Here is a 15,045-nt window from a genome sequence, read left to right as displayed (position 1 = left end):
TTTGCGGCGACTACTCCCGCTATGATTGATACTCTTCTGGCTGTAGCCCTTGACTTAATTAATCCGAAACATTTAAGAAATTGGTTTGCTCATTGTTGTTACTGTACCTCATAACAGCGCGAAGCGCTGTATGTAACAGTTGAAGGTTTTTGTATTCATCCTTGCCTCCAAGGGATTTGGGGATGATATGGTCTACTTCAGCTAGGTCTGTATCTATGAAATACATCCCACAGAAGTTACATTTGCCTTTCTGTTTCTTCAGGAGTTTGGCAACTCTTGTAGGAGTTCCAATATATTGACCCCTGCGTTTACTCCAGTATGTCCAATCGCCATCGTATGGGGATTTATCCGGTCTAACTAATGTATGACGTTTTATGGGGGTTTCTGCATGGGAAAAAAGGCGATATCCTTCTTTCCTAGTTTGAAACGTCCATATCCCGTTTTTTCCGTGACTGAAGTATTTCCTCAGCTTTTGGTAGTTAGCTTTACCGGTTCTGCTTACTGTCCATGCCCTAAGTCTTAGCCACATGATGTGATCTTCTATTGAGAAGGTCTCTTTGGATGAGACTCCACTGAAGTAATTGCACCATCCTTTGATGACCGGATTGAGGTGTTTTATTAATCCAGATTGGGGGGTTGTCTTGTCTCTCTTAATGATTGACTTGATTGCCTCCCTATGGGCTTTGATTGCCTTTTGTGAGGGTTTTATGATAGTTTTGAACCCCAATATTGTAGAGTTCGAGCCTCCTGTTTTCCCTGACTTATGTTTTCCAACTGGGTATTGTCTGATGTTGAATCCTAAGAAATTAAATCCAGGTTTTTCTTCTTTTCCATCAACCATGATTGCGTTCAAAGTGTGACAGATTCGAGTCTTTTCTGGTTTTAGTTCTAGTCCCACTTGTTTTAACCAATTAGAAATGGCAATCTTGCATTGTTGAATGACTTCGAGTTTTTTATGGAGAACTACAAAGTCATCGGCGTATCTGATGATTTTTGGTCTGTAGCGTTGGATTAGCTTGCCATTTCTGCTACGAGAATTGGGAAACACCTCCTCAACTTCCCTAATCATTCCATCCAATGCGATGTTGGCTAACAGGGGGGAGATGACCCCACCTTGCGGTGTTCCTGTTTCCGTGTTCTCAAATACGCCTTTATCCAATACCCCTGCTTTTAACCAGCCTTTGATGTGCTGTTTGAGAGAGTGAGGACATTCCATTTTGGACAGTAGTCTTGAGTGGTCAATTCTATCAAAGCATTTGGTAATGTCCGCATCAAGTGCGTAACAGGGTTGCGTATTGATTTTGGTATATATTCTACCAATTGCATCGTGGGCTGACCTACCGGGTCTAAATCCGTAAGATGTACCTTCAAATTTGGCTTCCCAGTAAGGTTCAAGCGCCATTTTGACCACTGCTTGCATAGCTCTATCTTTAATAGTTGGGATTCCTAACGGGCGTTTTTCATCTCTTCCAGGTTTGGGAATCCATACCCTTCTGAGTGGTTTGGCTCTGTAGGTGTTTCTCAATTGGTCAACCAATTCTAGTCGTTGTTTAGGAGAGATAGATTTGACCCCATCAATCCCAGCAGTTTTCTTTCCTTGATTGTCCTGTGAAACTTTCCGAACTGCTAAGAGTCGAGCGTAATACGATTTTGACAGTATTTTCTGGAGTTTCCAGGCTTTAGCTTTCTGTCCCGATTTAACCGCTTTGTAAATTGATTTTTGCAACTTGAATACTTTCCTCTGTACTTTATTCCAGGAGATAGAATTCCATCCATTGTTCGTAGTCTTTAAACTCGCTATCGGCGTTTGCATTGCTACTTACCACTTTACTTTCTGATTAAGCCGAAGTACGTCAGCTTATCCACATTCATTACAAATGGGCGTTAGCTTCTTACTCCATCTCACCTCAATAGACCTTGCGCTTACATTTGTCACTACCCGTTTTATCGACCTTTGACGGGAGCATCTATTGAGTTACTTCGTTCCGAGAGATTGGGTTTTCTAACTTTAGGTACTATCTTTCCCCCAAGGTACTTTGGGACTCCTTAACAGGTAAAATACCCATTTTTTCCTGTCTTTGTAGGTCATATGTATAAATGCCTATCTTTTCCCTTTGCCCTTTTGAACGCAGTGTATCAGCCAATTTCACTACTTAATAATTGTGAGGGTTCAAGATGATAGTTCGCTTTCGCTTACCATTGTTAGTTGCCTAGAGGAGTGACTTATCACTTTGGCTAGTGACGAATTCCCCGTTAAACCCCGCTTTAATCCTATGCTTATGAGACATAAAACTAGGGGTTTTGGCTTATCGCCTACTTCCTTAATAGGAAGTGAAGTCCAGACGCTCCCACCGGTTGGGAACAATCTCTTAGTTGTCAAGAGGGATGTTACGATTTATTACATTTCTGCTTTTAGTCGTTTCATCCTGGGGGTTTTTAGGTGTTAGCTTTTATCAGTATCCTGATTTCGTTCTGAACCTAGCCCCGATTCGAGTCAATCAGAATCTCTTGCCAGTCCTACGCTTTTGGGGTTTATACCTTCCACTTTTGGACTGAACGAGTCGCACATACAATTATATTGTTGCAAAATAGGCTGCGAGATACTTTTTATGGGAATATTGAAGTGTTCAAGGAGTATGGACGTTTGCCGATAATTAGTTGTTATGCTTCTCAAATTAATCAGGTTTTTTATCATATTTTAGGTAATGCTATTGATGCATTTCCCTCGGTTTCAAATTCGATAAATCCCCGGATCGAAATTCGCACGGAAGTGGTCGATGCACGAACGGTAAAAATAGTAATCAGCGATAATGGGATGGGCATGGATCGAGAGACGTTAGCGAAAATATTCGATCCCTTTTTTACAACCAAACCCATAGGAAAAGGAACGGGTCTAGGGATGGCGATCTCTCACCAAATTGTGGTTGCAACCCATGGAGGAACATTGGAAGTCAAGTCAGAACTCGGTGAAGGAACACAGTTCTGCATCGGTTTGCCTGTCAACAATCACCTGGGTGGACATGAGTTAAGTTTTGATAATGACTAGCACCGGGCGCTATATAATGCATTAAAAGCAATGCCAAAAGTGCGATCGCTCATGCCTGAATCTTCTGTTTCTCCTGCTTCCTTAACTTTTGCTGTCAGCTTAGATGCGGCTCCTTCAGAGGGGACTCCGGATCAACCCGTTGATGCTGTGGCTTCAGAACCGCCTGCACTCCTCCAAGAAACTCCACAGCAAGAGGTTCAACCTCTAGAGGGGGTTGCCGAGGGAAGCCAAGGTGCAGAATTTGACCCAGAGTCGTCCCCGGAACAGCGCTCGCTCAAAGATATTCCGGTAAAGTTGAAATCCCAAGATACTCATTTTAAGTTGATTTTACCCCCAGAGGGAGAATTAAGTTGTACTTGGACGGAGTTGTTTCAACAAATTCAGGTGTTGCTCAAAGGCAGTGATCGCCTGCGAGAATCGAATGTACCGGTTCATTTAATCGCCGAAGACCGTTTATTGGATATGCGCCAACTTCAGGCGATCGCTGATATCCTAAAACAATCCCAACTTCAATTAGAACAGGTGGAAACTCAACGCCGCCAAACTGCTGTAGCAGCCGCCACCTGTGGCTATTCGGTGCAACAGGTTACCCGCACCGATCCCCTCAAGTCGGCTCCCTCCCAACCCCTACAACTGCAAGAAGAACCCCTCTATTTACAGACGACGTTGCGATCAGGTGTGGAAATTCGCCATAAAGGAACTGTAATTATCCAAGGGGATGTTAATCCTGGAGCCTCTATTGTTGCCGATGGTGATATCCTGATCTGGGGAAGACTGCGAGGAGTTGCTCATGCAGGAGCGATCGGGAACCCAGAATGTGTGATCATGGCTTTAGATATGGAGCCGACTCAAGTCCGCATTGCCGGTCAAGTTGCCAGAGCCCCCCAACATTCCTTGCCTAAACCTTATCCAGAGGTCGCCTACGCCACCCCCGAAGGCATTCGCATTGCTGGAGCTATGGATTTTCAGAAAGTCCGTCAAGCTCTAGCCGATGAACAACCAGAACTTTAATTAATGTTACAACTCTCAAGGGTCGTTCTAGTCTCAAACTCTTACAATTTATTGTTAAATTGAAATCGCATTTCTTATTAATTGAAACTGGAAAGTGACAGAAGAGGAATTAGCAGGAGAGAAGTCGATCAATAGATGTATAACTTTGCTCCTGCGTAACTCACTAAACTGACTTACAGACACTTGTTTCTTCTAGATCGATAATGATGTCGCGATCGCCATCATTAGAAATATGGTTCCGATCAAGATAAGCTTTGGGGATAGCGTTTCATTGACCAATACTGGCGATCGGCAAACATTCCTTGGTGAACCACTTCAAACCCATGTCGCTCATAGAACCGTACGGCTCCGGGAGTAGTCGTTTCTAAATAACAAGGCATCTTGGTGCGATCTGATTCTTCCAAGATTGGCTGAAGCAGCATTCCTCCAATTCCTTGTCCCTGGCATTTTGGCGAAACGCCTAGCATTCCTAAATACCAATGAGGTTCTGGAGAAAGCTGGTCATGCATTTGAATCTGCGTGTTGAAGAATGCCACAAATTCCTGTATCCGACTCCAACGCATATACAATGGACTGATCATGAGTCCCGATGTTAGCACCTGCCAGAGCTGTGGCAGCGAAATATCAAATGCTTCTGGAGGCAACCAAATGGCGACTCCTTTGGGATCGTCAACAGTAGTATAAATGTGACCGTATAGCTGCGCGAAGTTGAGAAAGGATCGGCTAAAGTGCTGAAGCGCCCTTTTCTTGGCTGCCGTTTCTTGCGGCAAAAAATAACCGATCATAGGATCTTGGCTGAATGCGGCTGCAAGATACTCTGATGCAATTGTAAAATCGGATGGTTTCAGAGGAACAATATCCGCATTCACGATCGCTTTTGCCGGACTTTGAGTTGCGTCTTGCATGTGATGACCTTGCATGAAAAATCTCCTTAAAATTGGATTGAAACGATATGAAACTTCCCAAAATCAGCAAGTCAGTTGACTGTTAGAGGTTGTCAATATTGACTTAATCGGTCGATGGAAGAGAGCGCGTCATCGTTAATAAGGTTTCCACAACGCGATCGCGCATTTCTGCATGGGGTACAAGCATTTGAAAGACTTCTGAAAACCACAGTCCATCAATAGCTAACTGAATAATCCTGGCCTGTACTGGATCGAGTCCGTCGGCTTCAAGATGTTGATTAAACCGCTCTTCATAAGCTGCAAAATACTGCAATAGTTCAGGTGGTATTTCGACAAGGATGGATGATAAACGGGCGAACAAGGCAAGGGATTCTTGACTTATTCGTTCCGTAGAACGGACATAAGCTCTGAGCCACTGTCCCGGCGTTCCCGGTGCATCATCTTGTTCAAACTCATGCTGTAGAGCTGCTTCAAAATTTTGCAGCAGTTGCTCACCCAAATTAATAATCAATGCATTCTTATTCGGAAAGTGATAGAGCAATCCTCCTTTGCTAACTTCTGCTTGTCGAGCAACTGCATCAAGGGTTAATGCTTCCACACCCTTATTCAGGATGACTTGACTCGCAGCGTGCAAAATTTTTTCACGAGTTGCCAATCGCGCTTTTGACTTTTGATCGACTGCCATAGCAATAGCCTCAAAACCGGGTGTGGATAATATATGTAATTCACTCCTTTATAGGCAAGCCGCACTGGGTTAAAGGCTGGATTACCAATAGCAAGAATTCATCTATAAAATCACTATACCGTCCAGACGGTATAGTGTCAAGTCTTTTTAGAAATGAATGGCTCCAGACTCAAGGAAGGGCAAGGCAGCAATACTCAAAGTCAAACGTAGCCTTAGATTCAAGGTGAAGGATTGATCAATGAAGCTTTTCATCCCCGGAGAAATAATCGTTTGATTAGAGTGATAGAAGACGGATATTACCCGTCCTCATTTTGTGGATGATTCCTTGTGATACGATATTGATTAATAGTTATGTTCTCAGAAAAAATGGTAAAAGGTAGCTGTCTTTGTGGTCAGATTGAATACGAAGTAGAACTCATTCCGGAAAAAACATTCAACTGTCACTGTTCTTTCTGTAGAAAGGCTCATGGTTCTGCATTTGCTACGCTGACTTTTGGCAAAGGAGATACACTTAAAATCACAAAAGGTGAAAATTTACTAAAAGAACACAAAAATGATTTGGGTGGATTTAGAGCATTTTGCTCGCACTGCGGAACAAGGCTAATGAATTATGCCCAAGATAAATCGATATATCTAAGTATTGTTCTTTCCACAGTAGATACATATATAGACTTTCGTCCTTCGGCTCATGTAAATATTGAGTCTAAAGCAACTTGGCATGATCCCTATGAGGGTATCCCATCGTTTCAACAGTTACCCGATGGAATTTTATGAGCAAGGCACAACCATAATCAATTCCTCCAGCTCAAGCAAATAGGGTATCCTGGGGCTAAATCTTCGAGTGAGGAAATAGCAAAATGAGCCATCCGATACGGTGTAGATGTGGTTGTCTTCAGGGGAGTGTTGCCAATGTTAATCGTGCTAATCGGGTTATTTGTTATTGTCGGGACTGTCAGGCATTTGCTCACTTCTTAGGAAGAAGTAGTGAAATTCTCGATCATCAGGGTGGAACAGACATTATTCAGACGCTCCCCAAAAATGTCTCTTTGACTCAAGGGACTGAAGTCTTAGCCTGTATGCGCCTTACGGAAACCGGCCTGTTGCGTTGGTATACTAGCTGTTGCAAAACACCAATTGGAAATACCCTCCCAAGCTATAAGATGTCTTTCGTTGGTCTTGTCCATAACTGTTTAGAATCGTCTGAAGTAACACTGGATAATTCCTTTGGTCGAGTATGCAGCTACGTTCACACCAAATCTGCCAAAGGGGAGCCAAAACCAAAGCCAGTAGGGCTTGTCGCAACGATCGCCCGAAATATGGCTAGAATTTTGAGGGCACGAATTGATGGCAGCTACAAACAGACTCCTTTCTTTTCGGCTGACTCCGAAATGCCCACAGTCAACCCAAAACTACTGAGCGATCGAGAATACCAGGACGTTATGAATGAGATCTAACCTAACAAATCGAAAAAAAACCGAGTCTCCCCTGTCTTACAGCAGCTTTACAACCCTTGCCAGCATCCAAAACATCTTTGGACTTGAGCGTGACGAAAACCCAAATCTGTTTACCCAAACCCCACCTCGTCAGCCTAGCGATCGCCTCGCGATGGGCTAAGGTTATTTGGTACTCTGGTCTACTAAAGACGAGTTGGGGAGGAGAAGAACCTTGAGATTGGTGATTTTGGGCGGCCCGGGTGCGGGGAAAAGTACACAAGCAAGGGGTTTGTGCGATCGCTTCCAGATTCCGTTAGTGTCCATGGGAGCGATTCTGAAAAGGGCGATCGCCGAGCAAACCGAATTAGGTGTACAATGCCAACCCTATGTAGAACGGGCAGAATTTGTACCCGATCCGATTTTAATTACTTTTATCCGCGATCGCCTCCTACAAGCCGATACCAGCACTGGATGGCTCCTAGAAGGTTATCCTCGCACCGCATTCCAAGCCGAAGAACTCGATTTTTTACTTGATGAGCTACAGCAACAACTCAACTGGGCTATCTTCCTAGATACCTCAGAACCAGTAATGATGGAAAGGCGGTTAGCCATGGGTGAATCTGAAGATCTGCCCCACTTAATCGAACGACGGATTGAACTGTTTCAAACTCGGACTGTCCCCATTCTGGATTATTATGACAAACGTCAGCGACTACTCACCGTCAATGGGAATCAATCCCAAGACCAAGTGCTGGCCGAACTGCAAACTCGACTGATAGCAAATTCCAGGGAACATTAAGATATTATGGCTCTACCCCGTCCTGATGGTCGTCAACCGGATCAGCTCCGTCCCATTCGGTTTGAACGCGGTTTCACCAAGTTTGCTTGGGGTTCAGTCCTCACCAGTTTTGGCGATACTCAAGTCTTGTGTACCGTATCTGTACAAGAGAGTGTACCCAAATTTTTAGAAGGAACGGGGAAAGGATGGCTCACCGCAGAATATCGAATGCTTCCCAACGCCACCCCCCAGCGCCACCCCAGGGAACTCTTGAAATTATCAGGGCGCACACAAGAAATTCAACGGTTAATTGGACGCAGTTTAAGAGCATCTTTGGACTTAGAACAGTTAGGTGAGCGCACCCTAACCGTCGATGCTGATGTCCTGCAAGCAGATGCAGGCACTCGTACCGCCTCCATTACTGGGGGATATGTGGCTGTAGTGGATGCCATTAATCAATTACTAGCACAAGGTAAATTAACCCAGTCTCCTTTACGTCATCGAGTCGCGGCTGTCTCTGTTGGATTACTCGAAGGCGAACCCTATTTAGACTTGTGCTACGAAGAAGATGTCATTGCCCAAGTCGATTTTAACGTGGTTATGAACGATCGCCTAGAGGCGATCGAAGTCCAAGGAACCGCCGAACAGGGCAGCTTTAACCGTCACCAACTCAATCAGATGCTAGATAGGGCAGAAGTAGGAATTGAGCAACTCTTGAGTGCTCAACAGGATGCTCTTTCTTGAGCTAAATTAGGGAGACATAGAGAACCGTCATTACCCATTACCCATTCCTATTACCCCCCGATCAAACACTTGATGATCCGTACCTATTGCTTGGACAAGGATGCGATCCTCATAGACCTCATAGGCGGCAAAACTCAGACGAGAAGCAGAATGAGCTGTCCATGCTGAACGACCGACATCCCGCACTCCTGCCCCTGCTCCACAGATGAGGTAGGTTGTACCATTAATCGCATACGTTCGTTCATAGACATGCTCGTGGCCATTAATATACAGTTGCACCCCATATTTTTGAAATAAGGGCGTGAGAGTTTCAATTAATTTGGTGTTTAATCCATAGTGAGCAGAAGAATAGATTTGGTGATGGCCAAACACAATTTTCCAAGGAGCATCGGATTGGCTTAACTCTTGCTCTAACCAAGGTAATTGGTTTACCCAGTCCGCATTAGAATTGGTATCTAAAGCCCAAAACTGCACACTGCCCCGACGGAAACTGTAGTAGCGTTTTCCTCCCATATTGAACAGAGGATATTGGGTTTGAGGAACACCATTATCCGTGCGAATATCGTGATTTCCCAAACAGGCGTAAAAGGGAACACCCTGTTCAAGCAAGGGGCGATAGGGGTCTTCAAAAACGGCTTTAATTTTTTCAATTTCACCATTGTTGTAAATATTATCTCCCGCTAAAACCACCAATTCACAGGGAAATTTTTGGGCGTACTGAACCATTGCTGAGGACACTGCATATTGCCCCTCGGCCCCAGTTCCGGTATCAGCAACAGACATAAACCGCAGCAAAGGAGAACCTCCATCTGGAAAGGTTAGATGATTCTTGGAGATATCAGTTTTTAAGGAGGGTTGAAAGGGATTAGCTATCATCCCTTTACCAATTACCCATCCGAAGGCAATTCCGGCTGCCCAACGCAGGAGTTCACGACGTTTCATCTTCATTACGGTTTGAGTTTATCTATATACTAAGTTAGAGAGACCGTATCGCTTTACGGGCTTTATACTTAAGGCTAACTATAATGTAGCTCACATAATATTCCTTTCTAGAGAATGCCTAAGAATTCAATTCAAGAAGTGGGTGAAATCCTGTAAATGTGAGAACTCAGAGTATGTCAAGCTTTTCACATACCCCATTAGAAGAGAATGCTCCAGAGTCGAATGGCGATCGCTTTTTAATCTGTGGTTTAGGTCGTCTCGGTCAAGAATGTGCGATCGCCTTGAAAAACTTTGGAGTCGTTGTCCGTGCTATTGAACAAAGTCCTCCTGCTCAGTGGGAATTATCTACAGTTCCTGAATTATTAGATACCTTGATTGTAGGAGATTGTCGGCAACTGCATATTCTTGAACAGGCTCAAATTCAAACCTGTCGAACTGTTTTAATTGTCACCAGTAATGAAGAAGTCAATGCCCAAACTGCTTTAGCGGTACGCCAATTGAATCCAAATGTCAGAATTGTTGTGCGTTCTGCCGCCCATAATTTGAATCAACTCTTGAGCGAACAGTTGGGTAACTTTTTTGCGGCTGAACCGACACAAATGATCGCTAGTGCTTTTGGTTTAGCCGGTTTAGGTGCAGAAACCTTGGGCTTTTTTGAGTTAGATGGCCAGAGTATACAGGTGATGAGTCATGAACTTGAAGAGGGTCATCGATGGTGTAATACGCGATCGCTTCAAGACATCAATACTACTAAGCGACGAGTTCTATTTTATCTTCCTAGACCGGGGTTAGTTCCGGATTTTTATCAGTGGAATCCCCAGAATGTGGTGAAACCAGGAGATACCATAGTTTATGTGGAAGTAGTAGAAAAATTTTCTCTAACTCCCGATCGACAAGGCCCCAAATTCAGGAGACATTGGTCTGAGCAAGGAACGCCTCAAACCATGGGATCGAGATTTCGTCACTTGGTGCATAAACAACTCTTGAATGTTAAATTTTGGCAGTTGCAAGGGGAAAAATTCAAGACTATTTTTTTGATGACAGGAGTGCGAAAAGTTGCTGCGATCAATGGTATTATTGTCACTATTTTATTGATTCTCGGCACGGTTTTATTTAAGTCTTACTATCCCAACACAACTTGGCTTTATGCCTTTTATGCAACAGGAATTCTTTTACTTGGAGATTATGGAGAATTGTTTGGTGAGTTAGAACCCGTCACTAAAATTCCTCCCGGTTTACAGCTATTTGCATTTAGCCTCACATTGCTAGGTACGGCATTTGTCGGAGTTTTGTATGCTCTGCTTACTGAAGCCTTACTTTCATCTAAATTTGAATTATTACGTCGTCGTCCTCCAATTCCTAAAGACGACCATTTAATCTTAGTCGGTCTCGATCGCCTGGGTCAACAAGTTGCGGGTTTCTTGGATAATTTAGAACAAGGGCTAGTGGCTATTCCTTTTAATCCCAAGTTCGACCAGAGTGTATTACCTCGTATTCCCCTAATTGTTGGCAACTTAACTGAGGCTTTGACTAAAGCCAATGTATTGACCGCTAAAAGTGTGATTATTACTACAGATAATGAAATGCTGAATCTGGAAATAGCACTGATGGCTCGACGGTTAAATCCTCACAGTCATTTGGTCATTGGTACATATGGTCAAGGATTAAGCCGATATTTAAGTCATTTATTGACCAATGTGCAAATTCTGGGAACCTATGAAGTTGCAGCAGAAGCATTTGCTGGAGCCGCTTTTGGTGAAAATATTATTAGTCTGTTTCGCTATCATCATCAAACAATTTTAGTTACGGAATATCAAATTGAAGTGATTGATACGTTACATGGATTACTAATGAGTGAAGTAGCTTATGGCTATGGGGTGGTGGTAGTCCTTCATCAAACCCCACCAGAGACGGCAACCTTGATGCCTTCTGACGATCTGCTGTTAGCAGTGGGCGATCGCATTGTGGTATTGTCTTCGATTGAAGGCTTAAAACGCATTGAACAAGGAACGATTGCCTCTCCGACTTGGCAGGTTCGCATCAATTCTGCACTGACTAAGGATTCGGCTTTTGATGGAGCTAATGTCATTGCTCGGATGTCTGGATATCGTTTAAGTGGCGCTCGTGAGTTGATGAATAACCTGCCCCAAATTTTACCGAAACCGCTCTATCTCCATCAAGCCGAGCGTTTAGTGCGAGAATTAAAGCGATCGCGAGTCAAAGCCGAATTAATCCAGCCCTTTTATCAACAGACTGGAGAATAGGGAATACTGGGTTTTTCTCTATTCCCTATTCCCTCTTCCCCATTCCCTAGCGCGAAGTGCTATAGTTGCACAACTTCCCTGGTACTGACATGATAGTAAGACACCTTTAATTCGTTTGAATTACCCTAAATCACAAAAATATGGCAGAAATCCAGTTAACCAAAGGAATCACAGAAAAAGATGTTCCTGAAGTACGTCTGACCCGTGCTAGAGATAAAAGTAGTGGTACAGCAACATTTATTTTTTCCGATCCCACCGTTTTTAAGGAAGGCAATACTGATGAAGTCACTGGGTTACATCTGATTGATGAAGAAGGGGAAATCGTCAGTCGGGAAGTAAAAGCTAAGTTTATTGACGGTAAACCCACGACTGTAGAAGCCTTGTATGTGATGGAAGGAGAGGCGAAGTGGGATCGGTTTATGCGCTTTATGGAACGTTACGCCAAAGATCATGGTTTAGGCTTTCAGAAAGCATAGAACGATCTGGGACGAGGTAGGATGGCAGGATACCGCATTCGATTAGCGAAGGATAAGGGAGAGTTAGTCAAGCGGTTGGTTGAATCTAACGAAGATAATGCACCGTTTGAAACCTATGCAGATGTGGTGATGTTTGCGGCTACTCTGGGATATCACCGTAATCAAGCGGTTCCCCTGAATGATGTTATTGCTAAGGAACCCGCTCCCATTGCCTGGGAGATTTTTCGATCGCGGGGATACGATCTCACCATTCGCCTATTGGCGATCGCCAAAACTGAGGACGTTAGCGTGCTTTCCCTGTCTTCTGAAGAGGCGATCGCCAGTCAAATTCAAATCCTCGAAGACTATGCCAATGGGGGGCTACAAATCCTACAAGATGAGTTGCGCGGCATCATTGATATTACTCATCATCTCCCCCTGATGTTGCTCAAACACCAGCATCCCCAAGAATCCACCCCGGAATTCGATTTACGGCAATTTCTATGATTAGAGAATAGGGAATAGGGAAAACTACGTTTTACTGTTTTCTTTGCAAGTCTATAAATAATTAATAGCCTCGTTAGGAGAGATAAGGGGCTTAAGCCCCTTGTTATATTACCCTTCTAATGTTCAAAAAGCTTGTAAAACAAGACTTTTTCCTAGCCTGAAGCGCTATAAGCACTGCTTCATCAAGAAATAATTAACCTAAGTTTCCACTAAAACTGGTAACTCTGTCTCCTTCTTCGAGCGTTTCAAAAGCGCTGTTTCACTCGGTATTCTCGGTTTAGAAGCCAACTTGAGAAACTCTAGCATTTTAATAAATGCATAAGTAGGATCGGGCAGATAAATCACCTTATCTTCACGGAGCATAATGCCATGGCGACTTGAGGAAGGAAATGCATGATGAAGATTATGCCAGCCTTCCCCTAACGTGAGAAACGCCACCCAGCCATTATTGCGGCTCAAATCATTGGTTTCAAAGTATTCAGAGCCGGTAATATGGCAAAATGAATTCACTGTTTGTACCCCATGGAAAAGTAAGGTAGTACTCAGGAAAAACGCACCCAAATATTCCCAACCACCGATCGCATAAGAAACGACTCCTAGGGCAACCAGAGGCAGAAAATGTAAGCGATCGAGTATCCTTAAGGGAAGATTATTTTCCACATCACTCGGTAGTTGAGCAGGGAAGAAATTTTTAGAGAGCAACCATCCCCCTTGAGACCAATAAAATCCACGCATTCCCTTATAGGGTGCATGGGGAGAGTGGGGATCGAGGTCTTGTTCGGCATATTGATGATGACAGAGATGGTGAGCTTTCCACCAACTTGGGCCCATTTGTCCAGCCGATGCACCGACTATACATCCTAACCAGAGAATAAAAGGATTAGCTTGATAGCTTTTGTGGGTAAGTAGTCGATGGTAAATGCCTGTCGTAGCCAGCATTCGGATGAAATATAAAAAAATAATCCAGGCGATCGCACCCCAAGATAAGCCAGTGAGTAAAACCATGAACGATCCAATATGACTAACGATAATCAATATTGGCCCGATAACATACGAAACCTTTGTAAGTAGGGAGTAATTCGGCATTGTATTGTTGTAGTATCCTTTGTTCAACTCCTGACCAAACCTAACGATATCACACCCTTCTTCTGAAGGAGATACTCCCAGCACTCCAGAGAGTCCAGATGCGGGTCAGTCAACAAGATATAACAGTAATAGGAGCCATCTCTGGGAACTCATTTTCCAGATATTCTGACTCATTTTCCAGATATATAGCACTTCTCTCTTCTGGAGGAGTACAGCTTGAAGCCTTAGACCCTAAGCCATACAAGCTATTCCCTATTCTTTAGCACAAAGTGCTATATAGCGTTTTCTCATGACCCATTACCCCTTACCAGCGCAAAGCGCTCTCTACCATGTTTCAGCCTTTTTCTAAAACCTTAATCTACCTGAGCTGCTATGCGGCCTTTTTAACTGGAGCCTTCTCTGTCCCCCAAGCTTCTGCCCAACTGCCCACAGATCCCAATTTTGAACCTCCCCCTGGTGCTGGGAGACCTAATGAAACCGTAGGTGGAGGGAGTCGCCTTTTAGAAGAAGTGCTACAAATTGACTTTGAACCGCCTCCAGGTCAAGGGGCACCCCGTGAAACAGTTGGTGGAGCCAGTCGAGGCCCTAAATGTTTACCCCATGAAATGCCAGTGACCGTATTAGTCCCCAAAACAATTCAAGGTATTAAGTATGGCTTAACCGTCGATCCTTCTCCTGACTTTTTTGTTTATATCCCGGACACGGTGGCCACTCAAATTGAATTTATTGTCACGGATAATCAACCTTATCCCAATGGACAAATTATTGATGAGCGGGTGATTGATATTCCTCAAAAACCGGGAATTATAAGAATTCCCTTGGAAGGGAACTTAGAAAATGACCAATATTATGAATGGGCAATATACTTACAATGTCCCCAAGTCACTCCAGGCAGTGAACCTTCCTTTGCTTTTCCGTCTTCCGGATGGATCAAAAAAATTGCAGTGGATGAAACCCTCCAGCAAAAAGTAGATGCTTCTTCGGTTATGGAAATGATAGTTACCTATGCTAAAGAAGGGATTTGGTTCGATACTTTGAGTGTTTTATATGAACAATTGGAAAAGAATCCAAACAATGATAAATTGCAAAAAACATGGAATCGTTTCTTGCACGATCAAATCACTGATATTGACCCCTTAATTCTAGAGTCTTCAATTTTTGATTGTTGTCAGCCTTAGTCCTCTGGCTA

At 43.7% G+C, this 15,045-nt stretch carries 16 protein-coding genes; 11 read left to right on the top strand and 5 right to left on the bottom strand.

Annotated features, from left to right (window positions below):
• Positions 1-58: 58 nt before the first annotated feature.
• Positions 59-1,813, bottom strand: coding sequence for a group II intron reverse transcriptase/maturase (gene ltrA / locus J7529_RS19875; protein WP_318730408.1), 1,755 nt, complete (start codon positions 1,811-1,813; stop codon positions 59-61).
• Between the two features lie 810 nt (positions 1,814-2,623).
• On the opposite strand from ltrA, the gene J7529_RS19870 reads away from it, so the two are divergent.
• Both J7529_RS19870 and minC read left to right on the top strand, forming a co-directional pair.
• A complete protein-coding gene (locus J7529_RS19870; protein ID WP_318730407.1) occupies positions 2,624-3,046 on the top strand; it encodes a sensor histidine kinase in 423 nt (140 codons plus the stop codon).
• A 30-nt stretch (positions 3,047-3,076) separates the two neighbouring features.
• Positions 3,077-4,057, top strand: a complete 981-nt coding sequence (minC, locus tag J7529_RS19865) for a septum site-determining protein MinC (RefSeq protein WP_271938284.1) — start codon at positions 3,077-3,079, stop codon at positions 4,055-4,057.
• Positions 4,058-4,299: 242 nt separating this feature from the next.
• Here minC and J7529_RS19860 read toward each other — a convergent pair whose 3' ends face one another.
• Together J7529_RS19860 and J7529_RS19855 are read right to left on the bottom strand one after the other, a co-directional pair.
• A complete protein-coding gene (locus J7529_RS19860; protein ID WP_318730406.1) occupies positions 4,300-4,977 on the bottom strand; it encodes a GNAT family N-acetyltransferase in 678 nt (225 codons plus the stop codon).
• An 88-nt stretch (positions 4,978-5,065) separates the two neighbouring features.
• The gene (locus J7529_RS19855) at positions 5,066-5,647 is read right to left on the bottom strand and encodes a TetR/AcrR family transcriptional regulator (protein ID WP_318730405.1); all 582 of its coding nucleotides are present in this window, start codon (positions 5,645-5,647) and stop codon (positions 5,066-5,068) included.
• Positions 5,648-5,998: 351 nt separating this feature from the next.
• Here J7529_RS19855 and J7529_RS19850 point away from each other — a divergent pair, with 351 nt between their 5' ends.
• From J7529_RS19850 to rph, 5 genes are all read left to right on the top strand, one after another.
• Positions 5,999-6,421, top strand: a complete 423-nt coding sequence (locus tag J7529_RS19850; protein WP_271938290.1) for a GFA family protein — start codon at positions 5,999-6,001, stop codon at positions 6,419-6,421.
• A gap of 83 nt (positions 6,422-6,504) precedes the next feature.
• Positions 6,505-7,101: a DUF6151 family protein gene (locus J7529_RS19845; protein ID WP_271938292.1), complete on the top strand. Its 597-nt coding sequence runs from the start codon at positions 6,505-6,507 to the stop codon at positions 7,099-7,101.
• Positions 7,091-7,261, top strand: a complete 171-nt coding sequence (locus J7529_RS19840; protein ID WP_318730404.1) for a hypothetical protein — start codon at positions 7,091-7,093, stop codon at positions 7,259-7,261. The genes J7529_RS19845 and J7529_RS19840 overlap by 11 nt, the downstream gene beginning before the upstream one ends.
• Before the next feature lie 60 nt (positions 7,262-7,321).
• On the top strand, positions 7,322-7,879 hold the full coding sequence (locus tag J7529_RS19835) for a nucleoside monophosphate kinase (RefSeq protein ID WP_318730409.1): 558 nt from the start codon (positions 7,322-7,324) through the stop codon (positions 7,877-7,879).
• A 6-nt stretch (positions 7,880-7,885) separates the two neighbouring features.
• Positions 7,886-8,602 (top strand): ribonuclease PH, encoded by a 717-nt coding sequence (rph, locus tag J7529_RS19830; RefSeq protein WP_271938298.1) that lies wholly within the window; start codon positions 7,886-7,888, stop codon positions 8,600-8,602.
• A 30-nt stretch (positions 8,603-8,632) separates the two neighbouring features.
• On the opposite strand, the gene J7529_RS19825 is transcribed toward rph, so the two are convergent.
• Positions 8,633-9,550, bottom strand: coding sequence for a metallophosphoesterase family protein (locus J7529_RS19825; protein WP_413038937.1), 918 nt, complete (start codon positions 9,548-9,550; stop codon positions 8,633-8,635).
• Between the two features lie 167 nt (positions 9,551-9,717).
• On the opposite strand from J7529_RS19825, the gene J7529_RS19820 reads away from it, so the two are divergent.
• From J7529_RS19820 to J7529_RS19810, 3 genes are all read left to right on the top strand, one after another.
• Positions 9,718-11,808, top strand: a complete 2,091-nt coding sequence (locus J7529_RS19820; protein WP_318730402.1) for an NAD-binding protein — start codon at positions 9,718-9,720, stop codon at positions 11,806-11,808.
• Positions 11,809-11,948: 140 nt separating this feature from the next.
• Entirely contained in the window at positions 11,949-12,284 is a 336-nt protein-coding gene (gene psb28, locus J7529_RS19815; RefSeq protein WP_271938305.1) for a photosystem II reaction center protein Psb28, read from the top strand.
• Between the two features lie 21 nt (positions 12,285-12,305).
• Positions 12,306-12,770 carry a DNA phosphorothioation-associated protein 4 gene (locus J7529_RS19810; protein WP_271938307.1) on the top strand — a complete coding sequence of 155 codons (465 nt, stop codon included), beginning with the start codon at positions 12,306-12,308 and terminating at the stop codon, positions 12,768-12,770.
• Positions 12,771-12,968: 198 nt separating this feature from the next.
• Here J7529_RS19810 and J7529_RS19805 read toward each other — a convergent pair whose 3' ends face one another.
• Positions 12,969-13,856, bottom strand: coding sequence for an acyl-CoA desaturase (locus J7529_RS19805; protein ID WP_413038936.1), 888 nt, complete (start codon positions 13,854-13,856; stop codon positions 12,969-12,971).
• A 329-nt stretch (positions 13,857-14,185) separates the two neighbouring features.
• On the opposite strand from J7529_RS19805, the gene J7529_RS19800 reads away from it, so the two are divergent.
• Positions 14,186-15,034: a DUF928 domain-containing protein gene (locus J7529_RS19800; protein ID WP_318730400.1), complete on the top strand. Its 849-nt coding sequence runs from the start codon at positions 14,186-14,188 to the stop codon at positions 15,032-15,034.
• Positions 15,035-15,045 lie beyond the last annotated feature (11 nt).

The organism is Roseofilum sp. Guam, from assembly GCF_017746735.1.
GTDB lineage: Bacteria > Cyanobacteriota > Cyanobacteriia > Cyanobacteriales > Desertifilaceae > Roseofilum > Roseofilum reptotaenium.
Note: the sequence above shows the minus strand (reverse complement) of the source record. Positions and strands in the feature narration are given on the sequence as shown.